Source organism: Streptomyces sp. NPDC127114, assembly GCF_042677525.1.
Lineage (GTDB): Bacteria > Actinomycetota > Actinomycetes > Streptomycetales > Streptomycetaceae > Streptomyces.
Genome location: NZ_JBHXTJ010000043.1, coordinates 1 through 18,332 on the forward strand (window position 1 = coordinate 1; position 18,332 = coordinate 18,332).

An 18,332-nucleotide genomic window follows, 5' to 3' on the forward strand; every position below is an offset into this window, starting at 1 on the left:
TCGCGGGCTTTCCTCCGGGCGCTTCCTTCGTTCTTGCGTTTCCGACTCTATCAGATCTTTCCGATCCGATTTCCTCGGTGCTTTCCGGTCCCTTTTCCAGGCATTCACCTTCGGGGCCCTTCGGCGGGGTCAAACACTACCAGGCTTTTTCCCTCCCTCTGACCACCCCCTCTGCGAGCACGCAGAGGTGTAGACCACTGGGGTTAGGATCTGGCTTGATAGGTGCTGCCGACCCACGACTCAAAGCCGCGTTGGGGTCAGGCAGGAGTACGACAGTACATCCCTACGTCACCTGAGGCAAATCGTTTCCGGTAGTCCCTAGGTCCGCCAACTGGTACGTCTCGTGCGGAACCCGGACTACCTATGACATAGGCTTCTGAACAGTACGCCGTCCAGGACAGGCAGTGACGGCGCCACACCATCTCCGCCCCTGGGAGGCTTCCCATGACAACCGTGACGTCGCCACTCGCTGGACGCGCCATCGGTCTCGCCGCAGTACCCGACCCCGTCTTCTCCGGTGCGATGGTCGGTCCCGGTACCGCCATCGACCCCGTGCGTGAGCCCTCCGAGGCCGTCTCGCCCGTCGACGGCGTCGTCGTCTCTCTTCACCCGCACGCTTTCGTCGTCGTGGACAGCGACGGTCACGGTGTGCTGACCCACCTGGGTATCGACACCGTCCAGCTCAACGGGCAGGGCTTCGAGCTCCTCGTGAACAAGGGTGACACCGTGACGCGCGGACAGGCCGTCGTGCGCTGGAACCCGGCCGACGTCGAGGCCGCCGGCAAGTCCGCCATCTGTCCGGTCGTGGCTCTGGAGGCCACGGCCGACTCCCTCTCCGATGTCCGTGAGGACGGGGACGTGAAGGCCGGCGACACGCTCTTCTCCTGGAGCTGACCGCCGGCTCGTCCTTCCGACGAGCGCGCATACGACATTCAACGCGGCGGCCCGGCCGCCGCTCTATCGGAGACGGGTGAGATGGAGACAACGCTGCGAGGCGTCGGCGTCAGCCACGGAGTGGCGATCGGCGAGGTCCGGCACATGGGCACGGCGGTTCTGGAGCCGCCGGCGAAGCAGATTCCCGCCGATGAGGCGGAGCGCGAACAGGGGCGCGCCCGTCAGGCTGTGGAGGCTGTGGCCGCCGACCTGATTGCGCGCGGCAATCTGGCCGGTGGAGAGGCCCAGGCGGTGCTCGAGGCCCAGGCGATGATCGCGCAGGACCCGGAGCTGATCGCCGACGTCGACCGCCGGATCGCGGTGGGCAGCACCGCCGAGCGCGGTATCTACGACGCGTTCTCGCATTACCGGGAGCTGCTCGCGGGTGCCGGTGAGTACATGGCCGGCCGGGTGGCCGACCTGGACGACGTGCGGAACCGGATCGTGGCGCGCCTGCTCGGTGTGCCGATGCCGGGTGTGCCGGACAGTGACGAGCCGTACGTACTGATCGCGCGGGACCTGGCGCCCGCCGACACGGCTCTGCTCGACCCGGCGCTGGTGCTCGGTTTCGTGACCGAGGAGGGCGGGCCGACCAGCCACAGCGCGATCCTCGCGCGTGCGCTGGGTGTGCCGGCCGTGGTCGCGCTGCCGGGCGCGGGCGAGCTGGCGGAGGGCACGGTCATCGCGGTGGACGGTTCCACGGGCGAGATCTTCGTGGATCCGAGCGAGGAGAAGAAGGCGGAGCTGACGCGGGCCGCCGAGCAGCGCAAGGCCGCCCTCGCCGCTTCCAGCGGTCCCGGTGCGACCTCGGACGGGCACAAGGTGCCGCTGCTGGCGAACGTGGGCGGGCCCGCGGACGTTCCGGCGGCGGTCGAGGCCGGTGCCGAGGGCGTGGGTCTGTTCCGTACGGAGTTCCTGTTCCTGGACGACAGCGCCAAGGCGCCGTCCGAGGAGAAGCAGGTCGAGGCGTACCGCAAGGTGCTCGAGGCGTTCCCCGAGGGCCGGGTGGTCGTGCGGGTGCTCGACGCAGGTGCGGACAAGCCGCTGGACTTCCTGACGCCGGCGGACGAGCCGAACCCGGCGCTGGGCGTGCGGGGTCTGCGGACGCTGCTCGACCACCCGGAGGTGCTGCGGACGCAGCTGACCGCGCTGGCCAAGGCCGCCGAGGGGCTTCCGGTGTATCTGGAGGTCATGGCGCCGATGGTGGCCGACCGCACGGACGCGAAGGCGTTCGCCGACGCGTGCCGTGAGGCGGGGCTGCGGGCGAAGTTCGGCGCGATGGTGGAGATTCCGTCCGCCGCGCTCCGGGCGCGTTCGATCCTGCAGGAGGTCGAGTTCCTGTCGCTCGGGACGAACGACCTGGCGCAGTACACCTTCGCGGCCGACCGTCAGGTGGGTGCGGTGTCGCGGCTTCAGGATCCGTGGCAGCCGGCGCTGCTCGACCTGGTGGCGCTGTCCGCCGAGGCGGCCAAGGCCGAGGGCAAGAGCTGTGGTGTCTGCGGTGAGGCCGCGTCGGATCCGCTGCTCGCGTGTGTGCTGACGGGTCTGGGGGTGACCTCCCTGTCGATGGGTGCGGCGTCGATTCCGTATGTGCGGGCGACGCTGGCCAAGTACACGCTGGCGCAGTGCGAGCGTGCCGCGGCCGCGGCGCGTGCGGCGGACACGGCGCATGACGCGCGGATGGCCGCGCAGGCGGTGCTGTCCGGGGAGTGATCCCGGGCCGCCGGCCGTGAACAGGTGTCGAAGGGGCTTCCCGCCGTGTGGTGGGGAGCCCCTTCGGCGTCAGTGGGGGTGGGTGTCGTCGTGGGGTGGTGCGAGGGGGAAGCCGGGGCGGTAGTCGACGTGGGGTTCGGGGGCGATGGGTTCGCCGGTGCGGGCGTCGGTGCAGTACGCGTCGAAGACCTCGGCCTCGGTGAGGGGATGGAGCAGTCCGGCGTGGAGGCGCCAGCCGTGGAGGCGGTCGCGGTCGCCGGGTGCGGTGGTGCGCAGGACGAGGCCGCCGGGGCTGTGCAGGGCGATGCCGGCGGCGAGGACGGTGACGAACTCGGCGCCTTCGGCACTGTCGATGCGTGCTGGTCCTGTGGTGTCGCGGGTGACGTGGAGGGTGGCGATGAGCTGCTCGTCGTCGACGGGGACGCTGCACACGAGGTGGTGGGTGCCGGGTCCTGCGGCGTCGAGGAGGCGCAGCAGCAGCTGGGAGGCGCGGTCGAAGGAGGCGCGGCCGATGTCCTGGCCGCAGTCGGCGCACGGGCCGGTCTCGGTGAGAAGTGTCGTGGCGTACTCCCAGGTGGCGCGGCGGACGGCGGTGTCGATGAGGGTGGGGACGAGGGTGGTGAGGGGCTGTCCCGTGTACTGGACGCGGGGTCCGGTGGCGGCGCGTTCGGCGGTGTAGCGGGCGCGGCTCGTGGGGTGGTCGGGGTCGAGGGCGGTGTCGGCGCAGTAGTCGGCGTAGTCCTCGGGGTCGAAGAGGGCGACGGTGGTGTGGCCGCCGTGGGTAGTGAGGGTGTGGAGGAGGTCTTCGACGTGGTCCAGGTAGCGGGCGTGGTCGTCGAAGGCGAAGGTCTCGTACTGCCGCATGGCGGTGAAGTCCTCCTCGTCGGCGAGGAGGGCGAGGGTGCCGGCGGTCTCGCGCCGGAGGGCGCGGCGCAGGTCGGCGTCGGTGGTGCGGTGACCAGCGTGGTCGTGGGTGTGCCGGTCGCTGCGGTTGGTGTGGTTGGTGCGGTTGGTGCGGTTGTCGGTCATGTGTCCCCCTGAGTGCTGCCATTGACTAGTCACTCACCGTAGCCGTGGGCACTGACAGTGACGACGGATCGGTCTCCGGCTCGGGCTCGGGCCTGGCGAGCCGGTCGCGGGTCACCCGGTGCTGGGCGGCCGCGGCGCCGACGAGGGCGAGGCCGAGCAGGGGCCAGGCGAGCGGGCCCGCGGCCATGACGCCGGTGACGAGGAGCGGGCCGGCGAAGCGCTGGGTGGAGTGGGCGAGTCCGTGGACGCCGAGGTAGGCGCCCTGGGCCTCGGCGGGGGCGAGGGCGACGGAGAGTTCCCAGGAGGCGGTGGTGTGGACGATCTCGGCGAAGGTGAGCGCGATGACGGCGACGACGAGCGCGCTGATGGCGACGGCGCGTCCGCCGGCCGCGGAGGCGGCGAGGGCGAGGGTGCCCACGACGAAGAGTCCGGCGAGCGGGACCAGGAGGCGGCGGGCGGCCCGGGTGGTGGCGGCGAAGCGGGCGAGCGGGACCTGGAAGAGGACGACGAGGACGGTGTTGAGGACGAGGAGCAGCGGGGCGAGGCCGACGGGGGCCGTGGTGGCGTGGGCGATCCAGAGCGGCACGGCGACCTGGAGGATCGTGTCGTCGAGGAAGAGCGCGGCGTCGGTGGCGGTGTAGCCGAGGAAGGTGCGGTCACGCCAGGGGTTGGCGGGCCGGGCCTTGGGGGCGTCGGCGGAGGTGGCGGCGACGCGGGCGGGGGCGGGCGGTTCGGCGCAGCGCAGGGTGAGGGCGGCGATCACCGCGTACGTGAGGACGTTGCCGATGAGGAGCAGGCCGTAGGCGCGGGTGCTGCCGGTGGCGAGGGCGGCGGCTGCGCCGAGGCCGCCGATGGACCAGCCGATGTTGACGGTGGTGCGCTGGATGGCCTGGTAGCGGACGCGTTCGGTGCCGGCGAGGCGGGCGGCGTAGAGCTTGATGAGGACGCTGCCGGCTCGGTCGGGGAGGGCGCCGAGGGCGGAGTAGAGGGTGAGGAGGAGGAAGTCGTCGGTGGTGAGGAGGGCGAGGAGGGCGGCGCCGCGCATGAGCTGGGCGCCGGCGATGAGGCGGACGAGGGGGAAGCGGTCGGCGAGGCGGCCGGCGAGGGGTGCGCCGGCGATGCCGACGCCGCCGGAGACCGTCATGAGGAGGCCGACCTGGGCGAGGCCGAGGCCGGAGACATAGGTGAAGTAGAGGGCGGTGCAGCCGGCCCAGAGGCCGGTGCCGGTCTTGTCGATGATGCTGACCAGGAGCATGCGGCGGCCGTCGCGGCCGCCGGGAATGCGGTCGAGAGCGGTGCGGTGCCATGGGTTCGGGCGGCTCACTCGGTTCCCCCTTGACGCGAGTTATGTATTGATACATAGTTCGGTACGTGGCAACACAATATTCGATCAGTGGGACGACGGCCAAGGGGATTGCCGCGTCCGTCGAGCGCGGCATCTCCGAGGGCGAGCTCGCGCCGGGCGACGCGCTGCCGCCGGTACGGCGGCTCGCCGACGAGCTCGGCGTCAGCCCGGGCACCGTCGCCACCGCGTACAAGGAGCTGCGGGGGCGCGGTCTGGTGGTCACGCGCGGCCGGGGCGGCACGGTGGTCGCCGAGGCCCCCTCCGTGGCCTCGCGCAGACCGCCGCGCGTGCCCGCGGGGCTCGTGGACCTGGCGGGCGGGCATCCCGACCCCGCGTTCCTGCCGGTCCTGCGGCCGCCGGCCGAGGTGCGTCCGGCGTTCGGCTCGCACCGCGCGGCGCCCCGGCTCGCCGCCCTCGAGGAGCTGACCCGGGCCTGGTTCGCGCGGGACGGCGTGCCCGGGGAGCGGGTGACCTTCGCGCACGGCGCGCTCGACTGCATCGCGCGGCTGCTGTCCGTGGAGCTGCGGCCCGGTGACGCGGTGGCGGTGGAGGACCCGGGCTTCCACCACCTCCTGGACCTCGTGCCGGCTCTGGGCCTGCGCATGGTGCCGGTCGCCGTCGATGCCCACGGGATGGCCCCGGACGCCCTGCGCGCGGCGCTGCGGGCCGGAGTGCGGGCGGTGGTGTGCACTCCGCGCGCCCAGAACCCCACCGGCGCCTCCCTCTCCCCCGCGCGGCGCGACGAACTCGTGGCGCTGCTCAGGGAGTTTCCCGAGGTGCTGGTCGTCGAGGACGACTACACCGTGGAGGTCGAGGGCCCTGTCGCGCCCACGCTGGCCGCGGCGGGCCTGGACCGGTGGGCGCAGGTGCGCACCGTCTCCAAGCGGCTGGGCGTCGACCTGCGGTGGGCCGGGGTCGCCGGTGATCCCGTGACGATCGCCCGGCACGACGGGCGGATGCTCATGACGTCCGGCTGGGTCAGCCACGTCCTGCAGGAGACGCTGGTCGGGCTGCTGTCCGACCCGGCGGTCGCCCGGCTCGTGGCGTCCGGCGAGGCCGCGTACGCGGAGCGGCGCCGGGCACTGGTCGACGCCCTCGGCTCGTACGGCATCCGCTCCGTCGGGGCGAGCGGGCTGAACGTGTGGGTGCCGGTGCGCGACGAGTCGGCGGTGGTGAACGGGCTGCGCACGCACGGCTGGTGGGTGGCGGCCGGGGCCCGGTTCCGGATCGGCGCACCCACGGGCGTACGGATCACGACGGCGACGCTCGTCCCCGAGGACGCCGCACGGCTGGCCCGGGACTTCGCCGACGTCCTCGGCGACCGGCAGGCCACGTACGGCGGTTAGGCGTCGTCCGTACCGCCGGGGGCAGGCGTTCGGGAGCGTGGTGCGGAAAGGGTAATTTCCGGCTTCCCGGCGCGGCCGTGGCGGGCAGGGGCACGGGCGTCGGGGGCAAAAGCGGGACAGAAAGCACGGGGGCGGAAAAAACCCGCACTGATCGGCAATCAGTTTATTAACGGCGTTTACTGTACCAGGAGTACGCTGCGAACCGAACGCCGTATAGTTCTGCCCCCGACCTGGAGGACAACAGCATGGAAACCAAGCCCACCCGTCGCGCGCGGCTCCGCCAGCAGACGATCGCGGAGATCAAGGAAGCCGCCCTGAAGGCGCTGGCGGAGTCGGGCCCTGCGGGCATCACGCTGCGGGGGATCGCCCGCGAGCTGGGTATGACGGCGGCGGCGCTGTACGGCTACTTCGACACCCGCGACCAGCTGATCTCCACCCTCGCGGCGGACGCCTACAACGAGCTGGCCGACTCCCACGAGGCCGCCCTGGCCGCGCTCCCGCCCGAGGAGGCGGGCCGCCGGGTGCGCGCGGTCTGCGACACGTTCCGGACCTGGTCGGTCGCGAACCCGGCGGCGTTCCGGTTGATCTACGGCGACGGCCTGCCGGGCTTCAGCCCGCCGGCAGAGGTCACGGAGGCGGCGCGGCGATGTTGCATGGCGCTGCTGGCCGTGGTCGCCGGCGCCTGGGACCACGTACCGGCGGCGCTCCGCGAGGACGAGGCGGAGTGGGCCGACTTCCAGGAGTCCCTGGTCGCGCCGGCCAGGGAGCAGTTCCCGCAGCTGCCGCCGCAGGCGCTCGGCCTGACCCTGCGGATCTGGGGGCGGATGTACGGACCGGTGATGCTGGAGGTGTTCGGCCACCTCGGCCAGCAGATCGTCGACCCGGCCCAGGTGTATCGCCGTGAAGTCGAAGCGATCATCGAAATGCTGGGTCTCGGCGAGTAATTACCTGCGAATTACTGGCGGAGTCGCGCCGATCGGGTAGTAATCCGATATTGCTTTACGCTTCACGCAAATCCTGAGCGGTCTCCGTCCGGCTGCGCGGAAGGGGCCGGGCCGTCCCACGACGGCCCGGCCCCGGCAGGGGCGCCTACGTCAGGCCGTGGCCCCGCCGTCCACCGCGAGGGTGGCGCCGGTGACGAACGCGGCGCCGGGCGAGACCAGATAGGCGACCGCCTCGGCGATGTCGGCCGGCGCGCCGTAGCGGCCGAGCGCGGTGCCGGCCCGCTGGAAGTCGGCCGAGGGGCCGTCGGCCGGGTTCATGTCGGTGTCGACCGGCCCGGGGCTGACCTGGTTGACGGTGATCCCGCGCGGGCCCAGGTCCCGCGCCAGCCCCCGGGTCAGGCCCAGGATCGCGGCCTTGCTGACCGCGTACGGGGTCATCCCGCCGCCCGGGACCCGCTCGCCGAGGCAGGAGCCGATGTTCACGATCCGCCCGCCCTCGGGCAGGTGCCGGGCCGCGGCCTGCGCGGTGAGCAGCGCGCCGCGCACGTTGACGTGCAGGGTGCGGTCGACCACCTCGGGGGTCACGTCGGTCAGTTCGGCACCGCTGAGGTCCATGTACCCGGCGTTGTTGACCAGGATGTCGAGGCGGCCGAAGTGCCCGACGGCGGCCTCCACGGCGGCGGCCGGACCCTCGTGGCCGGCGGCGTCGGCCCGGATCGCCAGGGCCTTGCCGCCCGCCCGCTCGATCGCGGCGACCACCTCGTCGGCGGCGGCGCCCCGGGTGTAGGTGAGGGCCACCCGGATCCCGTCGGCGGCCAGCCGGCGGGCGATCGCGGCGCCGATGCCGCGGCTGGCACCGGTCACCAGGGCGACCCGGTCCTGCGCGGGGGACGGCGGAGTGAGGTCAGACACGGGTCGGCCTTTCGGTGGTCGGGAGCGGGGAGTCCCCGGCGGCGGGCGCGGACGGGGCGGTCCGGCGCAGGACTTCGGGCAGCAGCGTCAGCAGCCCGAGGACGGCCATGGCCGCGCCCGTCCACAGCGGGGCGCGCAGGCCCCAGTGCGCGACGCCGATGCCACCGACCCAGGACCCGACGACCACGCCGAGGGTGATGAAGGAGGTGTGGACGGTGTTGACCAGCGGGCGGTCGTTGGCGGTGCGCATCACCCGGGTCACCATCGCCGGGTTCATGGTCACGCCGACCAGGCCGATGCCGGTCATCGCCGCGAGGGCCGTCACCGCGTTGCCCGCGCCGAGCGCGAACACGGTCAGGAACACGGTGTTCAGCGCCAGGCCGGTGCCGAGCACCGTCAGGGTGTGGCGGTCGGCGAGCCGGCCCACGACGGCGTTGCCGACGACGGTGGCGGCGCCGTAGAGCACCAGCAGCAGCGGGACGGTGCCCGCGGCGAAACCGGTGACGTCGGTGAGGATCGGCACGAAGTAGGAGAAGGCGGCGAAGGTGGCGCCGATGATGAGCATGCTGGTGGCGAAGGCGGCCCACAGCCGGGCGTTGCGGAACGCGCCCAGCTCGGCCCGTACGGAGCCGCCGGCGGCGCCGCTCTCCTCCTTGGCCAGGGCCGGGACCGCGCCGAAGGTGACGGCGAGGGCCAGCGCGGCCAGGGCGGCCACCGCCCAGAAGGCGAACCGCCAGCCGTAGTGCTCCCCGGCCAGCTGCGACAGCGGCAGGCCGAGCACGGTGCCGACCATCAGGCCGCCGAGCACGATGGAGGTGGCCCGGCCGCGCACCTCGGGACCCGTGACGCGTACGCAGACGGCGAGCGCGACGCCGAAGAACGCGCCGGAGGCGGCTCCGGTGACCAGTCGGGCGGCGACCATCACGGCGTAGCCGGTGGCGAGGGCGCCGAGCGCCTGGCCGGCGAGGAAGACGACGTACAGGCAGACCAGGGCGGTCTTCTGGCGCAGCCTCAGCAGGACGGCGGTCAGCAGGGGCCCGCCCAGGGCCATGGCGGCGGCGTAGACCGAGACCAGGAAGCCGATCTGCGGGATGCCGGCGCCGAGGTCCTCGGAGAGCTGGGGCATGAGCCCGGCCACGAGGAACTCGCTGGTGACCATGGTGAAGATGCCCAGGCCCAGGACGTAGATGGCGAAGGGCACGGCTCAGACCCCGTCCGTGCGGGACGGACCGGGCAGCGGGGCCCGGGGCGCCTCGGCGATCTGGTACGAGCCGAGCGCCTCGGCGATCTCCTTGGCCCGGGGGTTGTCGGCCGGGTCGAAGACCGGGATCGGCTCGCCGGGGCGGGCCTCGGTGCCCGCCTGGAGGAAGAACTCCTCGAAGCCGCTCGGGGTGAAGATCAGCAACTGCTTGGCGGCGTGCAGACCCTTGTTGCGGAAGCGGTGCACGGTGCCCTTGGGGACGAAGACGAAGTCGCCGGCCCGGACGTCGTAGGTCTGCCCGTCGGCGTAGAACTCCAGTTCGCCTTCGAGGAGGTAGAACGCCTCGTCCTCGTTGCGGTGGTCGTGCGCGGGCGGGCCGCCGCCGGGCGGGACGGAGGCCTCCAGCAGCGTGATGGTCCCGCCGGACTGCGCGGTGTCGACCTTGACGGTGTAGACGTCGCCGTTGAGCCAGACCGAGGGGCCCTGGCCCGCGGGGACGTGGAGCACCTTGCCGAGGGTCGGCGGGTGCTCGCCGTGGAGCTGTTCGTTCAGTGACATGGGGTACGGACCTCAGGGGGCGGGGACGGGTACGGGAGCCGGGCCGGGTACGGGGACCGGACCGGCCGGGGCGGGGGTGTGCGGGGAGAGCAGGCGGGTGCCGTCGGGCAGCTGGCCGGTGCCGCCGGCCGCGGCCTCCCGGCCGTCGCACTCGGTGGTGAGCACCTCCAGCCAGCCGTCGGCGCAGCCGGCGAAGACCCGGCCGGCCGCGCCGTGGACGATCAGGCCGGGCACCGGCGGCTGGTCGGGCGCGTCGGCGGGGGCCGGCTCGGCGGACAGGATCCGCACCCGGCGGCCGGCCTCGTCGGCGGTCCAGGCGCCGGGCGAGCGGTAGCCGGCCCGGACGTGCCGGGCCACGACGGCGGCCGGCGAACGGAAGTCAAGGCGCAGGTCGGCGTCCGAGGGGCGGCCGAAGTACGAGCGCAGCGACGGGTCCTGGGGGATCGGGCGGTAGCTGCGGTCGACGAGCTGCGGGATGAGCTCCAGCAGCATCAGGACGTTGGCCCGCTCCTGCGCGGTGCGCAGCTCGATCGCGGTCTCGCGGCCGGTCAGCGGCACCTGGTGCTGCATGATCAGGTCGCCGCTGTCGAGGACGGGCGCCATCTCGATGGCGGAGACCGCGGACTCGGTCGCGCCCTCGCGGATCATCCAGTAGAAGGGCGAGAGGCCGGCGAAGGCGGGCAGCGGTGAGGGGTGGAAGTTGACCGCCGTGACCCGGGGCACCGACAGCAGCCGCTCGCGCAGGATCTGCTGGAAGTTGGCGACGAGGAAGTAGTCCGCGCCGTAGCCCTCCAGTTCCTCGACGAAGGCGGGCCGGTTGACCGAGGCGGGCCGCAGCACCGGCACGCCGAGCGCGGCGCCCTGGGTGACCAGGTCGACCTGTTCGGGGTCGTCGGTGAAGTACGAGCAGCGCTTGCCCTGCGGTGAGGTGACCACCGCGGCCAGGTCGACCTGCGGGTGGCCGTGGAGCATGCTCAGGAACGGCGAGCCGAGCTTGGAGTTGACCTCCGAGAACAGCACGACGCGTATGCGGCCCGCGGGATCCGTGGGAGCGGCGGGAGCCGTGGGTGCCATGGGTCGGGAGAACCTTTCTCTGGAGCGGACGGGAACGGGCCGGTCTAGAAGAAGGGGCTGGTCGACTTCCCGCCGAGCAGCACGTTGCCGGTGAGCTGGAGGATCGAGTCCTGGGCGACCGCGTGCTGGTTCATGGTCCAGGCGTCGCGCAGCCAGCGGTCCAGCGGCGAGGGCTTGTAGACGGAGGAGCCGCCGACCAGGTCGAAGAGGGTCTGGACGATGTCGCGGGCAGTACGGAAGGCGTGCCGGCGGGCGATGGCGGTGGCCACGCGGGCGTCGTCGGTCAGCTCGGTGCCGCCGGCCAGCGCGTCCCACTGGCGGGTGAGGCTGGCGTACACCCCGGAGCGGGCGGCGAGCAGTTCGCCCTCCAGCCGGGCGATGGTGCTCTGCACACGGTGGTCCTGCGTCCAGGGCGTGCCGGTCTCGCGGTCGGTGCGGTGCGCGGCCAGCTCGCGTACGTGGTCCAGGGCGGCCCGGGCCACGCCGAGCGGGATGCCGGACATCTTGCGCAGGATCGCGTCGGGGCTGGAGTGCAGGGGGCCGGTGCGGCGCGGGTCGGAGAAGCTGAAGGAGCGCTCCTCGGGGACGAACAGGTCCTCGCAGGAGTAGTCCTGGCTGCCGGAGCCGGCCAGGCCGGTGGTGTGCCAGGTGTCGTGGAAGGTGTAGGCGTCGGGCCGCGAGATCAGCACCCGCCAGTGGGTGGGCTCCCCGGAGACCGGGTCGGGCTCGGGGTTGCCGTCCTCGTCCACGATCAGACAGCCGGCGCCGAGCCAGTCGCAGTGGGCGGAGCCGGAGCCGAACTTCCAGCGGCCGGTGAGGCGGTAGCCGCCCTCGGTGCGCACGGCACGGCCCTGCGGGTAGATCCAGCCGGAGTTGGCCAGGTCGAGCGAGGGATACATCTCGCGGGCGACGTCGTCGTCGAGGTAGCCGGAGTAGATGCCGGAGTCCATGCCGATCATGGCGCACCAGGCGGTGGAGGCGTCGCCGGTGGCGAGGGTCTCGATCAGCTCGCACTGCTGCATGGAGGTGAGCTCGGGGCCGCCCCACGTCTTGGGCATGGCGGCGCGGAAGACGCCGCCCTCGCGCAGCAGGGCGACGATGTCCTCGGGCAGGGTGCGGTTGGCCTCGATGCGGGGGCCGGCCTCGCGCAGCAGCGGGACCAGGGTGCGGGCGTGCGCGAGGATCGCCTCGGCGGTGTCGGGGACGTGTGCGGGGACGGCTTCGGTGGTCGCGGTCATGACTGGGTCCTTGAGGTGAGCGGGGTGGTCAGAGGTAGCGGCCGGAGGCCAGCGTGCGGTGCGGGTCGACGAGGTCGGCGATGTCACCGACCAGCTCGGCGTCGGCGGCGTCCGGGGCATGGGTGCGGCCCCAGCCGCCGTGCGCGGCGTCGAGCCGGTACGGCGCCCAGCCGGAGTCGGCGAAGAGCGCGTACGCCAGGTCGAGCGCGCGGTGCGCGGCCTCGGCCTGGGTGGTGCGGTCGAAGGGGAAGGAGACGACGAGGTCGATGACGTCGGCGTCGAGGGCGTTGACGGTGGCTCCGGGCCGGATGCCGGTCTCGGCGTGGATGGTGTCGAGCAGGGCCAGGGCACGGGAGGTGTCGGCTCCGGTGAAGGGGATCAGCGGCAGGAAGAACAGCCAGCCGTTGCCCTCGGTGTCGACGAGGTCGGCGCGGGTGCCGGTGGCGGAGGCGAGCATGTCCTCGTTGAACTCGACCGAGCCCGCGTACGCGGCCTGGACGACCTTGGAGACGGTGTCGTCGGCGGCGGGCTCCTCGCCGGCCGTGATCCGGTCGAACAGGCCGGTGGCGCGGGCCTCTTCGACGAGCGCGCCGGCCAGGGCGTCGAGGGTGCCGGCGGTGGCGTCCACGCACAGGTGGGCGAGGTAGCCGTGGCCGCGCTCGCCGCCGTAGGTGGCGGTGGAGGCGGTGTCGTAGATCTTCACGACGCCGGAGACCACGTTGCCGGCCCGCCAGCGGCGGATCAGGTCCACCGCCTCGGGCAGCCGCTCGCGGCCGAAGGAGAGCCGGACCACGCGCTGCGCCTCGGGGCGCGGCAGCAGCCGGACCACGGCGGCGGTGACCACGGCCAGCGGGGACTGCGTGAAGAGGTGCAGGGTGCTGGGACCCAGGCCGTACGGGTTGGGGGCGTGGCCCGCCGTGGTGCCGGGCCACCAGCCGGTGCGCACCACGCGGCCGTCGGGCAGCACGGCCTCCAGGCCGAGCAGGTCCTCGGTGCGCTGGCGGCGCAGGCCCACGCCCCGGTCGACGAGGTTGCCGACGAGGGAGGTGTGGCCGGAGGAGGCGGTGACGTTGAGCATGCGGTCGGTGCCGGCGAGCCGGGCGGCGAGGGCGGCCTGGGTGACGCCGGGCTCGACGACGGCGTACCCGGCGTCGGTGTCGAGGGCGCGGACGGCGTCGAGGCGGTCGAGTTCGAGGCGGACCACGGGTCCGGCGGCCGGTTCCTTCGAACCCAGGCCCCAGTTGCGGCCGGTGGAGACGGCATGCAGGCCGGGCAGGCCGGCGCGGGTGCCGCCGTGTGCGGCGAAGGCCCGGACGACGAGCCGTACGTCCTCGGTGCTGCCGGGGCGCAGCACGGCGTGCAGCGGGCGGGCGGCGAAGGCGGAGACGTTGGCCTCGGCGGGCAGCGGCCCGGCGGCACCGCCGGCGGAACGGATCACGTGCTCGGGGCCGAGCGCGGCGGCGACGGTGCCGAGGACCGTGTCGAGGACGGGCGCGGGGGCGGGGGCCGCGGCGCCGTCCTGGGCCGCGGGGAGGTCGGGGCGGGTGGCGGTTTCGGGCATGGCGAATCCTCGGAGGGTGCGTACGCGGACGACGGCGTACGGAGGGTGATGGGAGGGAAGGGGCGCGGCTCCGGGCTCGGGCCGCCGGGTTCGGGCCGGGGATCGGACCGGGTCGGGTGCCCGGGGTCGGGACCGGGCTCGGGCCGGGTGCCGGGCTTGGGCTCGGACTCGGGGTCGGGCCGGGTCGGGTGCGCGGGCTCGGGCCCGGGCTCGGACCGGGTCGAGTGCCGGAGGGTCGGACTCGGGCTCGGCTCGGACCCGGATGGGGTGCCGGACTCCGGCGCGGTCGTTGGGTTCGGGCGCGGGCGTCGGGTTCGTGCGTGGTCGTCGGGTTCCCGCCGTGGCTCGGATCCGTATCGGGTGCCGGACTCGGATCAGGTACCTGACTCGGGCTGGGGTTCCGACCGGATGCTGGGTTCGGACCCGGATCAGATGCCGACTCGGGATCGGGCCCGGGCCGGGACGTGGAATCGTGCGGGACTCGGCTCGGAACTGGTGCCCGGATGGGCTCAGGTACCGGGCCGGGTCCGGGCCGCGCCCGCGAGGTAGGCCGGGACGGGCCGGCCGGGCCGGTCCCAGCGGAGGTGGGCCAGCACGCGCAGGGTGCGGGCGGGCGCCCCGGTGAAGGCGGCGTCCTGCGCGCAGAGCGCGGGCACGTCCCAGCCCTCCTCGTGCAGGGCGAGCGCGGGGTTGGTGGCGGTGAGGTCCGGGGTCTGGGTGAACACCAGGCTGACCAGGTCGGCCCGTTCGAGGCGGTTGGCGGCCAGCAGGGCGGCGAGCAGGTCGTGGGTGGCACGGGCGATGACCGGCGCGGTGTCGGCGGCCACGGCGATGGCGCCGCGGACGGCGACGAGGGCGGCGGCCGTGGGCGTACCGTCGGGCTCACCGGCCCCCTTTGGCGTGCCGTCGAACCAAATGGCCTCCGTGGGCGTGCCGTCGGGCCTGCCGGCCCCCGCGGTCGCGCCCGCTTCCGCCTGCGGCGGCGTACCGGGACCCGTCGCCGGGGCGGCGTCCGGGCCCGTGTCCGGGCTCAACTCCGGTCCGCGGCGGCGGAGGTGAAGCGCCCCTCGTGGAACACCAGCGCGTCCTGCGGCTCCTCGGAGCACGTGGTGTGCAGGACCCGGGCCAGGAAGAGACTGTGGTCCCCGCCGGGGTAGGTGTCCTCGACCTCGCAGGCGAGCGAGGCCAGGGCGCCGGGCAGTACGTCGTGTCCCTCGGCCGAGCGGTCGAGGAAGGCCCCCAGGGTGTGGCCGGACGGCTTCTCGCGGGAGGCGAACAGACGGGCCACGTCGCCCTGGTGGGCGGCGAGCAGGTGGATCCCGAGCCTGCCGCTCGCGGCGATGACGGGATGCGCGCGGGCGGTCTTCATGACGGAGACCAGGACGCGCGGCGGGTCGAGCGAGACCGAGGTGAACGCGTTGACGGTCATGGCGACGGCGGACTCTTCGCTGCCGCTGCTGAGGACGGTCACCCCGGTGGGATAGCGGCGCATGACGTCCCGCAGGTCCGCGGGCGCACGGCCCGCGGTCGTGCCGCGGGCATGGGTGATGGACGGTGCAGGCATGACTCCCCCTTCGCACGGTAGTGCGAATCTTGTTGCTGCCTAAACGCTAGCGCGACTTGTGAACGCTGATAGCTTTTCTAACACAGATTGCGCCACACTGGTCAACCGAGACCCCGTCAACAAACCGCTTGCATTAGGGAAATCCGTGACGCCACCGCCCTCCCGCACCGCCCAAGCAGCGCTCCGCTCCCGCCACTTGGCGATGCTCGCCCTCGGCGGGGTGATAGGCGCCGGACTGTTCGTCGGCACCGGCGCCGGGCTCGCCGCGGCCGGCCCCGCGGTGCTCGTCTCGTACCTGCTGGCCGCCGCGCTCGCCCTCGCGATCATGCGCATGCTGGGCGAACTGGCCGCCGCACTGCCGGAGTCGGGGTCCTTCTCGGTCTACGCGCGCCGGGCGCTGGGGCCGTGGGCCGGGTTCACGACCGGGTGGCTGTACACGTGGGTCACCGCGGTCGCCATCGCGGTGGAGGCCCTGGCGGGCGCGGCGATCCTGCACGCGTGGTGGCCGGCGGTGCCCTCGTGGGCCTTCACGCTCGCGGCGATGACGGTCTTCACCATCGTGAACATGACAGACGTGCGCACCTTCGGCGAGGCCGAGTTCTGGTTCGCCTCACTGAAGGTCCTGGCGGTCATCGCCTTCATCGCACTGGGCGCCGCGGCCCTCCTCGGACTGCTGCCCGGCTCCCGCTCACCGGGTCTGGCCCACCTCGCCGGCGACGGCGGATTCGCCCCGCACGGCCTGTCCGGCATCGTGACGGCGCTCCTGGGGGTGGTGTTCGCCTTCGGCGGCATGGAGGTCATCGGCATGGCGGCGGCCGAGTCGCACGACCCGGGCCGCAGCATCCGCACCGCGGTCCGTACCGCGATCTGGCGGATCGCCCTGTTCTACCTGGGGTCGGTGCTCGTCCTCGTGCTGCTCCTGCCCTGGCGGGCGGCGCGCCCCGACGAGAGCCCGTACGTCGCCGCGCTCGTCCGCCTCGGCATCCCGCACGCGGACGTGATCACCCAGGCGGTGATCCTGGTGGCCCTGCTCTCCGCCCTCAACGCCAACCTGTACGGCACCTCGCGCATGCTGCACTCCCTCGCCGAGCGCGGCGAGGCGCCCCGGGCGCTGGCCCGCCGGACCCGGCGCCGGGTGCCGGCCCGCGCGGTGGCCGCCGCCTCGGCCGTCGGCTTCGCCGCGGTCGTCCCGGAGGCCGTGGCACCGGGCGCGGCCCTCCCGCTCCTCGCCAAGGCGATGGGCGCGGCGATGCTGTTCATGTGGCTGGCGCTGGCCTGCTCCCACCTGGTGCTGCGCCGGTCCCTGGAACGCACCGGCCGTCTGGTGCTCCGCACCCGCGGCTTCCCGGCCACCACGCGGGCGGTGATCGGCGCCATCGGCGCCCTGATGGTGCTGATGGCCCTGTCCCCCGCCACCCGCCCCCAGCTCCTCACGTCCGGAGCACTGGCCGCGGCCCTGGCCGTGACCGGCTTCCGCCTCGGCCGACGGTCCCACCGTCCGCGCCCCGGCCTGCGGGACACGCTCCCAGCCTCATCCGCTCCTCCGCGGGAGCCCGGCTCGACGGCGCGGGAGCGTCCCGTACCGGCCGGCGACTGACGCACGGCGCCGAGCTGCCCGGCGATCGGCAGGCCGGCCACGGCGGGCGGCGCGCCGTGGCCGGCGGGGGGCATCCGGCTGCTCACGCGCCGCGGCGAGCCGGCGCGCCCCCCTACGGCGTCACCCCGCTACGGGGTCAGCCGCGCGGCGGCGTCAGAGGCTGGCGACGGTGAGGACCACGTCGTTGCCCGAGGTGGCGATGCTGACCGAGGTCTTGTCCGAGGTGGCGGTGAAGACGCCGGCGACGTCCACCACGGTGTAGCTCGCGCCCTCGAGAGCCGTGCGGTAGTTGGCGACGAGAGCCTTCGGGTCGTCCGAGCGGTACGTGAGCACGTACGCGCCCTTGTCGCCGGTCACGGTCGTGAGCGTGCCGTCCGGCAGGGGCAGACCGGCCGGCAGGTCTTCGGGGGCCTTGACGCCGCCGGAGGTGCCGGGCGCGTCCGAGGAGGCGCCGGAGTCCGGGGTGCTCGGGGCGGCCGAGGCGGTGGCGGGCTTGTCGGAGCCCTTGGTGTCCGATCCGTTGCCGCCGCAGGCGGTGAGCCCGAGGCCGGCGATCAGAACGGCGGCGGCGAGCAAAGTGGTGCGGTTCCAGGACATGGTGACATCCCGTCAGTCGGATGAGGTGTGGTCGTGCCTTCCGGACCGGAGATTGACACATGAAAACTATCTTTGACAAGTGTCAATCACCCTCCTAACGTGCAGGTATGGACCACGCCACGACGAAGCGCAACGAGGAGCTCCAGCGTCAGTGGTACGGAGCTCCGCTCGGCGAGCTGTGCCGGGACCTCTGCGGCCTGTTCGGAGTGACCCAGTCCGGGCTCGCCGAGATCCTCGGCGTCTCCCCCGCCATGCTCAGCCTGGTGATGCGCGGGCAACGCGCCCGCATCGCCAACCCTGACGCCGCGGCGCGCCTGTCGGCCGTACTCCGCCTCGCCCACGACGTGCGCGCCGGCACCGTGCCGCCCGCGGCCGTGCCGGACGCCCTCGCGGCGATCCGGGCCGACCGGACGCCCGGGCAGACCTCACTCGGCACGGCCGTCACGCAACCGTCCCCCGCCGGTGAGCCGGAGGGGGACGGTGATCTGTGCTTCGCGCTGCGGCTGAGGGACCTGCTCAACGCGCGGGCCGGCGCCGTGGAGATCCTGGAAGCGGCCGCGCTCCTCGACGCCCGGCACCCGGCGCTCGCCGAGATCCTGCGCACGTGCGGCGCGGGTCGGACGGACGAGGCCGTGGACCTGGTCCGGCGCCTCGCCGCCCGCCCGGAGGACGGGGGACGGGGGCGGGGCTAGGCCGTCTCTTCCGGATCTTGGCCGCGAG

The 18,332-nt window shown here is 73.5% G+C and carries 17 protein-coding genes; 6 read left to right on the forward strand and 11 right to left on the reverse strand.

What is annotated here, in order from left to right; genetic code table 11:
- The first annotated feature begins 444 nt into the window (after positions 1-444).
- Together ACFVGS_RS30630 and ptsP are read left to right on the forward strand one after the other, a co-directional pair.
- Complete coding sequence (locus ACFVGS_RS30630) at positions 445-894, forward strand: PTS glucose transporter subunit IIA (protein WP_384420269.1); 450 nt, start codon at positions 445-447, stop codon at positions 892-894.
- 81 nt (positions 895-975) lie between these two features.
- Positions 976-2,646: a phosphoenolpyruvate--protein phosphotransferase gene (ptsP, locus tag ACFVGS_RS30635; RefSeq protein ID WP_384420272.1), complete on the forward strand. Its 1,671-nt coding sequence runs from the start codon at positions 976-978 to the stop codon at positions 2,644-2,646.
- A gap of 69 nt (positions 2,647-2,715) precedes the next feature.
- Here the strand turns inward: ptsP and ACFVGS_RS30640 are convergent, their stop codons facing one another.
- Positions 2,716-3,675 carry a hypothetical protein gene (locus tag ACFVGS_RS30640; protein WP_385694995.1) on the reverse strand — a complete coding sequence of 320 codons (960 nt, stop codon included), beginning with the start codon at positions 3,673-3,675 and terminating at the stop codon, positions 2,716-2,718.
- Between the two features lie 25 nt (positions 3,676-3,700).
- Positions 3,701-4,999, reverse strand: coding sequence for an MFS transporter (locus tag ACFVGS_RS30645; protein WP_384420278.1), 1,299 nt, complete (start codon positions 4,997-4,999; stop codon positions 3,701-3,703).
- Positions 5,000-5,046: 47 nt separating this feature from the next.
- Here ACFVGS_RS30645 and ACFVGS_RS30650 point away from each other — a divergent pair, with 47 nt between their 5' ends.
- A complete protein-coding gene (locus ACFVGS_RS30650) occupies positions 5,047-6,366 on the forward strand; it encodes an aminotransferase class I/II-fold pyridoxal phosphate-dependent enzyme (protein WP_385694998.1) in 1,320 nt (439 codons plus the stop codon).
- A gap of 245 nt (positions 6,367-6,611) precedes the next feature.
- Complete coding sequence (locus ACFVGS_RS30655; protein ID WP_385695001.1) at positions 6,612-7,310, forward strand: TetR/AcrR family transcriptional regulator; 699 nt, start codon at positions 6,612-6,614, stop codon at positions 7,308-7,310.
- Between the two features lie 150 nt (positions 7,311-7,460).
- Here ACFVGS_RS30655 and ACFVGS_RS30660 read toward each other — a convergent pair whose 3' ends face one another.
- The 8 genes from ACFVGS_RS30660 to ACFVGS_RS30695 all read right to left on the reverse strand — a co-directional run bounded on the left by ACFVGS_RS30660 (position 7,461) and on the right by ACFVGS_RS30695 (position 15,418).
- Positions 7,461-8,222 carry an SDR family NAD(P)-dependent oxidoreductase gene (locus ACFVGS_RS30660; protein ID WP_385695003.1) on the reverse strand — a complete coding sequence of 254 codons (762 nt, stop codon included), beginning with the start codon at positions 8,220-8,222 and terminating at the stop codon, positions 7,461-7,463.
- Positions 8,215-9,423 (reverse strand): MFS transporter, encoded by a 1,209-nt coding sequence (locus tag ACFVGS_RS30665; protein ID WP_384420290.1) that lies wholly within the window; start codon positions 9,421-9,423, stop codon positions 8,215-8,217. The genes ACFVGS_RS30660 and ACFVGS_RS30665 overlap by 8 nt, the downstream gene beginning before the upstream one ends.
- Positions 9,424-9,426: 3 nt before the next feature.
- Positions 9,427-9,981, reverse strand: a complete 555-nt coding sequence (locus tag ACFVGS_RS30670) for a quercetin 2,3-dioxygenase (protein WP_385695006.1) — start codon at positions 9,979-9,981, stop codon at positions 9,427-9,429.
- A 12-nt stretch (positions 9,982-9,993) separates the two neighbouring features.
- Positions 9,994-11,055 (reverse strand): methionyl-tRNA formyltransferase, encoded by a 1,062-nt coding sequence (locus tag ACFVGS_RS30675; protein ID WP_384420296.1) that lies wholly within the window; start codon positions 11,053-11,055, stop codon positions 9,994-9,996.
- 44 nt (positions 11,056-11,099) lie between these two features.
- Complete coding sequence (locus ACFVGS_RS30680; RefSeq protein ID WP_385695009.1) at positions 11,100-12,293, reverse strand: acyl-CoA dehydrogenase family protein; 1,194 nt, start codon at positions 12,291-12,293, stop codon at positions 11,100-11,102.
- Positions 12,294-12,321: 28 nt separating this feature from the next.
- Positions 12,322-13,854, reverse strand: coding sequence for an FAD-binding oxidoreductase (locus tag ACFVGS_RS30685; protein ID WP_385695012.1), 1,533 nt, complete (start codon positions 13,852-13,854; stop codon positions 12,322-12,324).
- A gap of 509 nt (positions 13,855-14,363) precedes the next feature.
- Positions 14,364-14,888, reverse strand: a complete 525-nt coding sequence (locus ACFVGS_RS30690; protein WP_385695014.1) for a chorismate mutase — start codon at positions 14,886-14,888, stop codon at positions 14,364-14,366.
- Complete coding sequence (locus tag ACFVGS_RS30695; RefSeq protein WP_385695017.1) at positions 14,885-15,418, reverse strand: flavin reductase family protein; 534 nt, start codon at positions 15,416-15,418, stop codon at positions 14,885-14,887. The genes ACFVGS_RS30690 and ACFVGS_RS30695 overlap by 4 nt, the downstream gene beginning before the upstream one ends.
- A 145-nt stretch (positions 15,419-15,563) precedes the next feature.
- On the opposite strand from ACFVGS_RS30695, the gene ACFVGS_RS30700 reads away from it, so the two are divergent.
- Positions 15,564-17,015 (forward strand): amino acid permease, encoded by a 1,452-nt coding sequence (locus ACFVGS_RS30700; RefSeq protein WP_384420310.1) that lies wholly within the window; start codon positions 15,564-15,566, stop codon positions 17,013-17,015.
- A 153-nt stretch (positions 17,016-17,168) separates the two neighbouring features.
- On the opposite strand, the gene ACFVGS_RS30705 is transcribed toward ACFVGS_RS30700, so the two are convergent.
- Positions 17,169-17,612, reverse strand: coding sequence for a hypothetical protein (locus ACFVGS_RS30705; RefSeq protein WP_385695021.1), 444 nt, complete (start codon positions 17,610-17,612; stop codon positions 17,169-17,171).
- A gap of 107 nt (positions 17,613-17,719) precedes the next feature.
- Between ACFVGS_RS30705 and ACFVGS_RS30710 the strand changes: the two genes are divergently transcribed.
- Positions 17,720-18,304, forward strand: a complete 585-nt coding sequence (locus tag ACFVGS_RS30710) for a DNA-binding protein (RefSeq protein ID WP_385695024.1) — start codon at positions 17,720-17,722, stop codon at positions 18,302-18,304.
- The last annotated feature ends 28 nt before the right edge of the window (positions 18,305-18,332 follow it).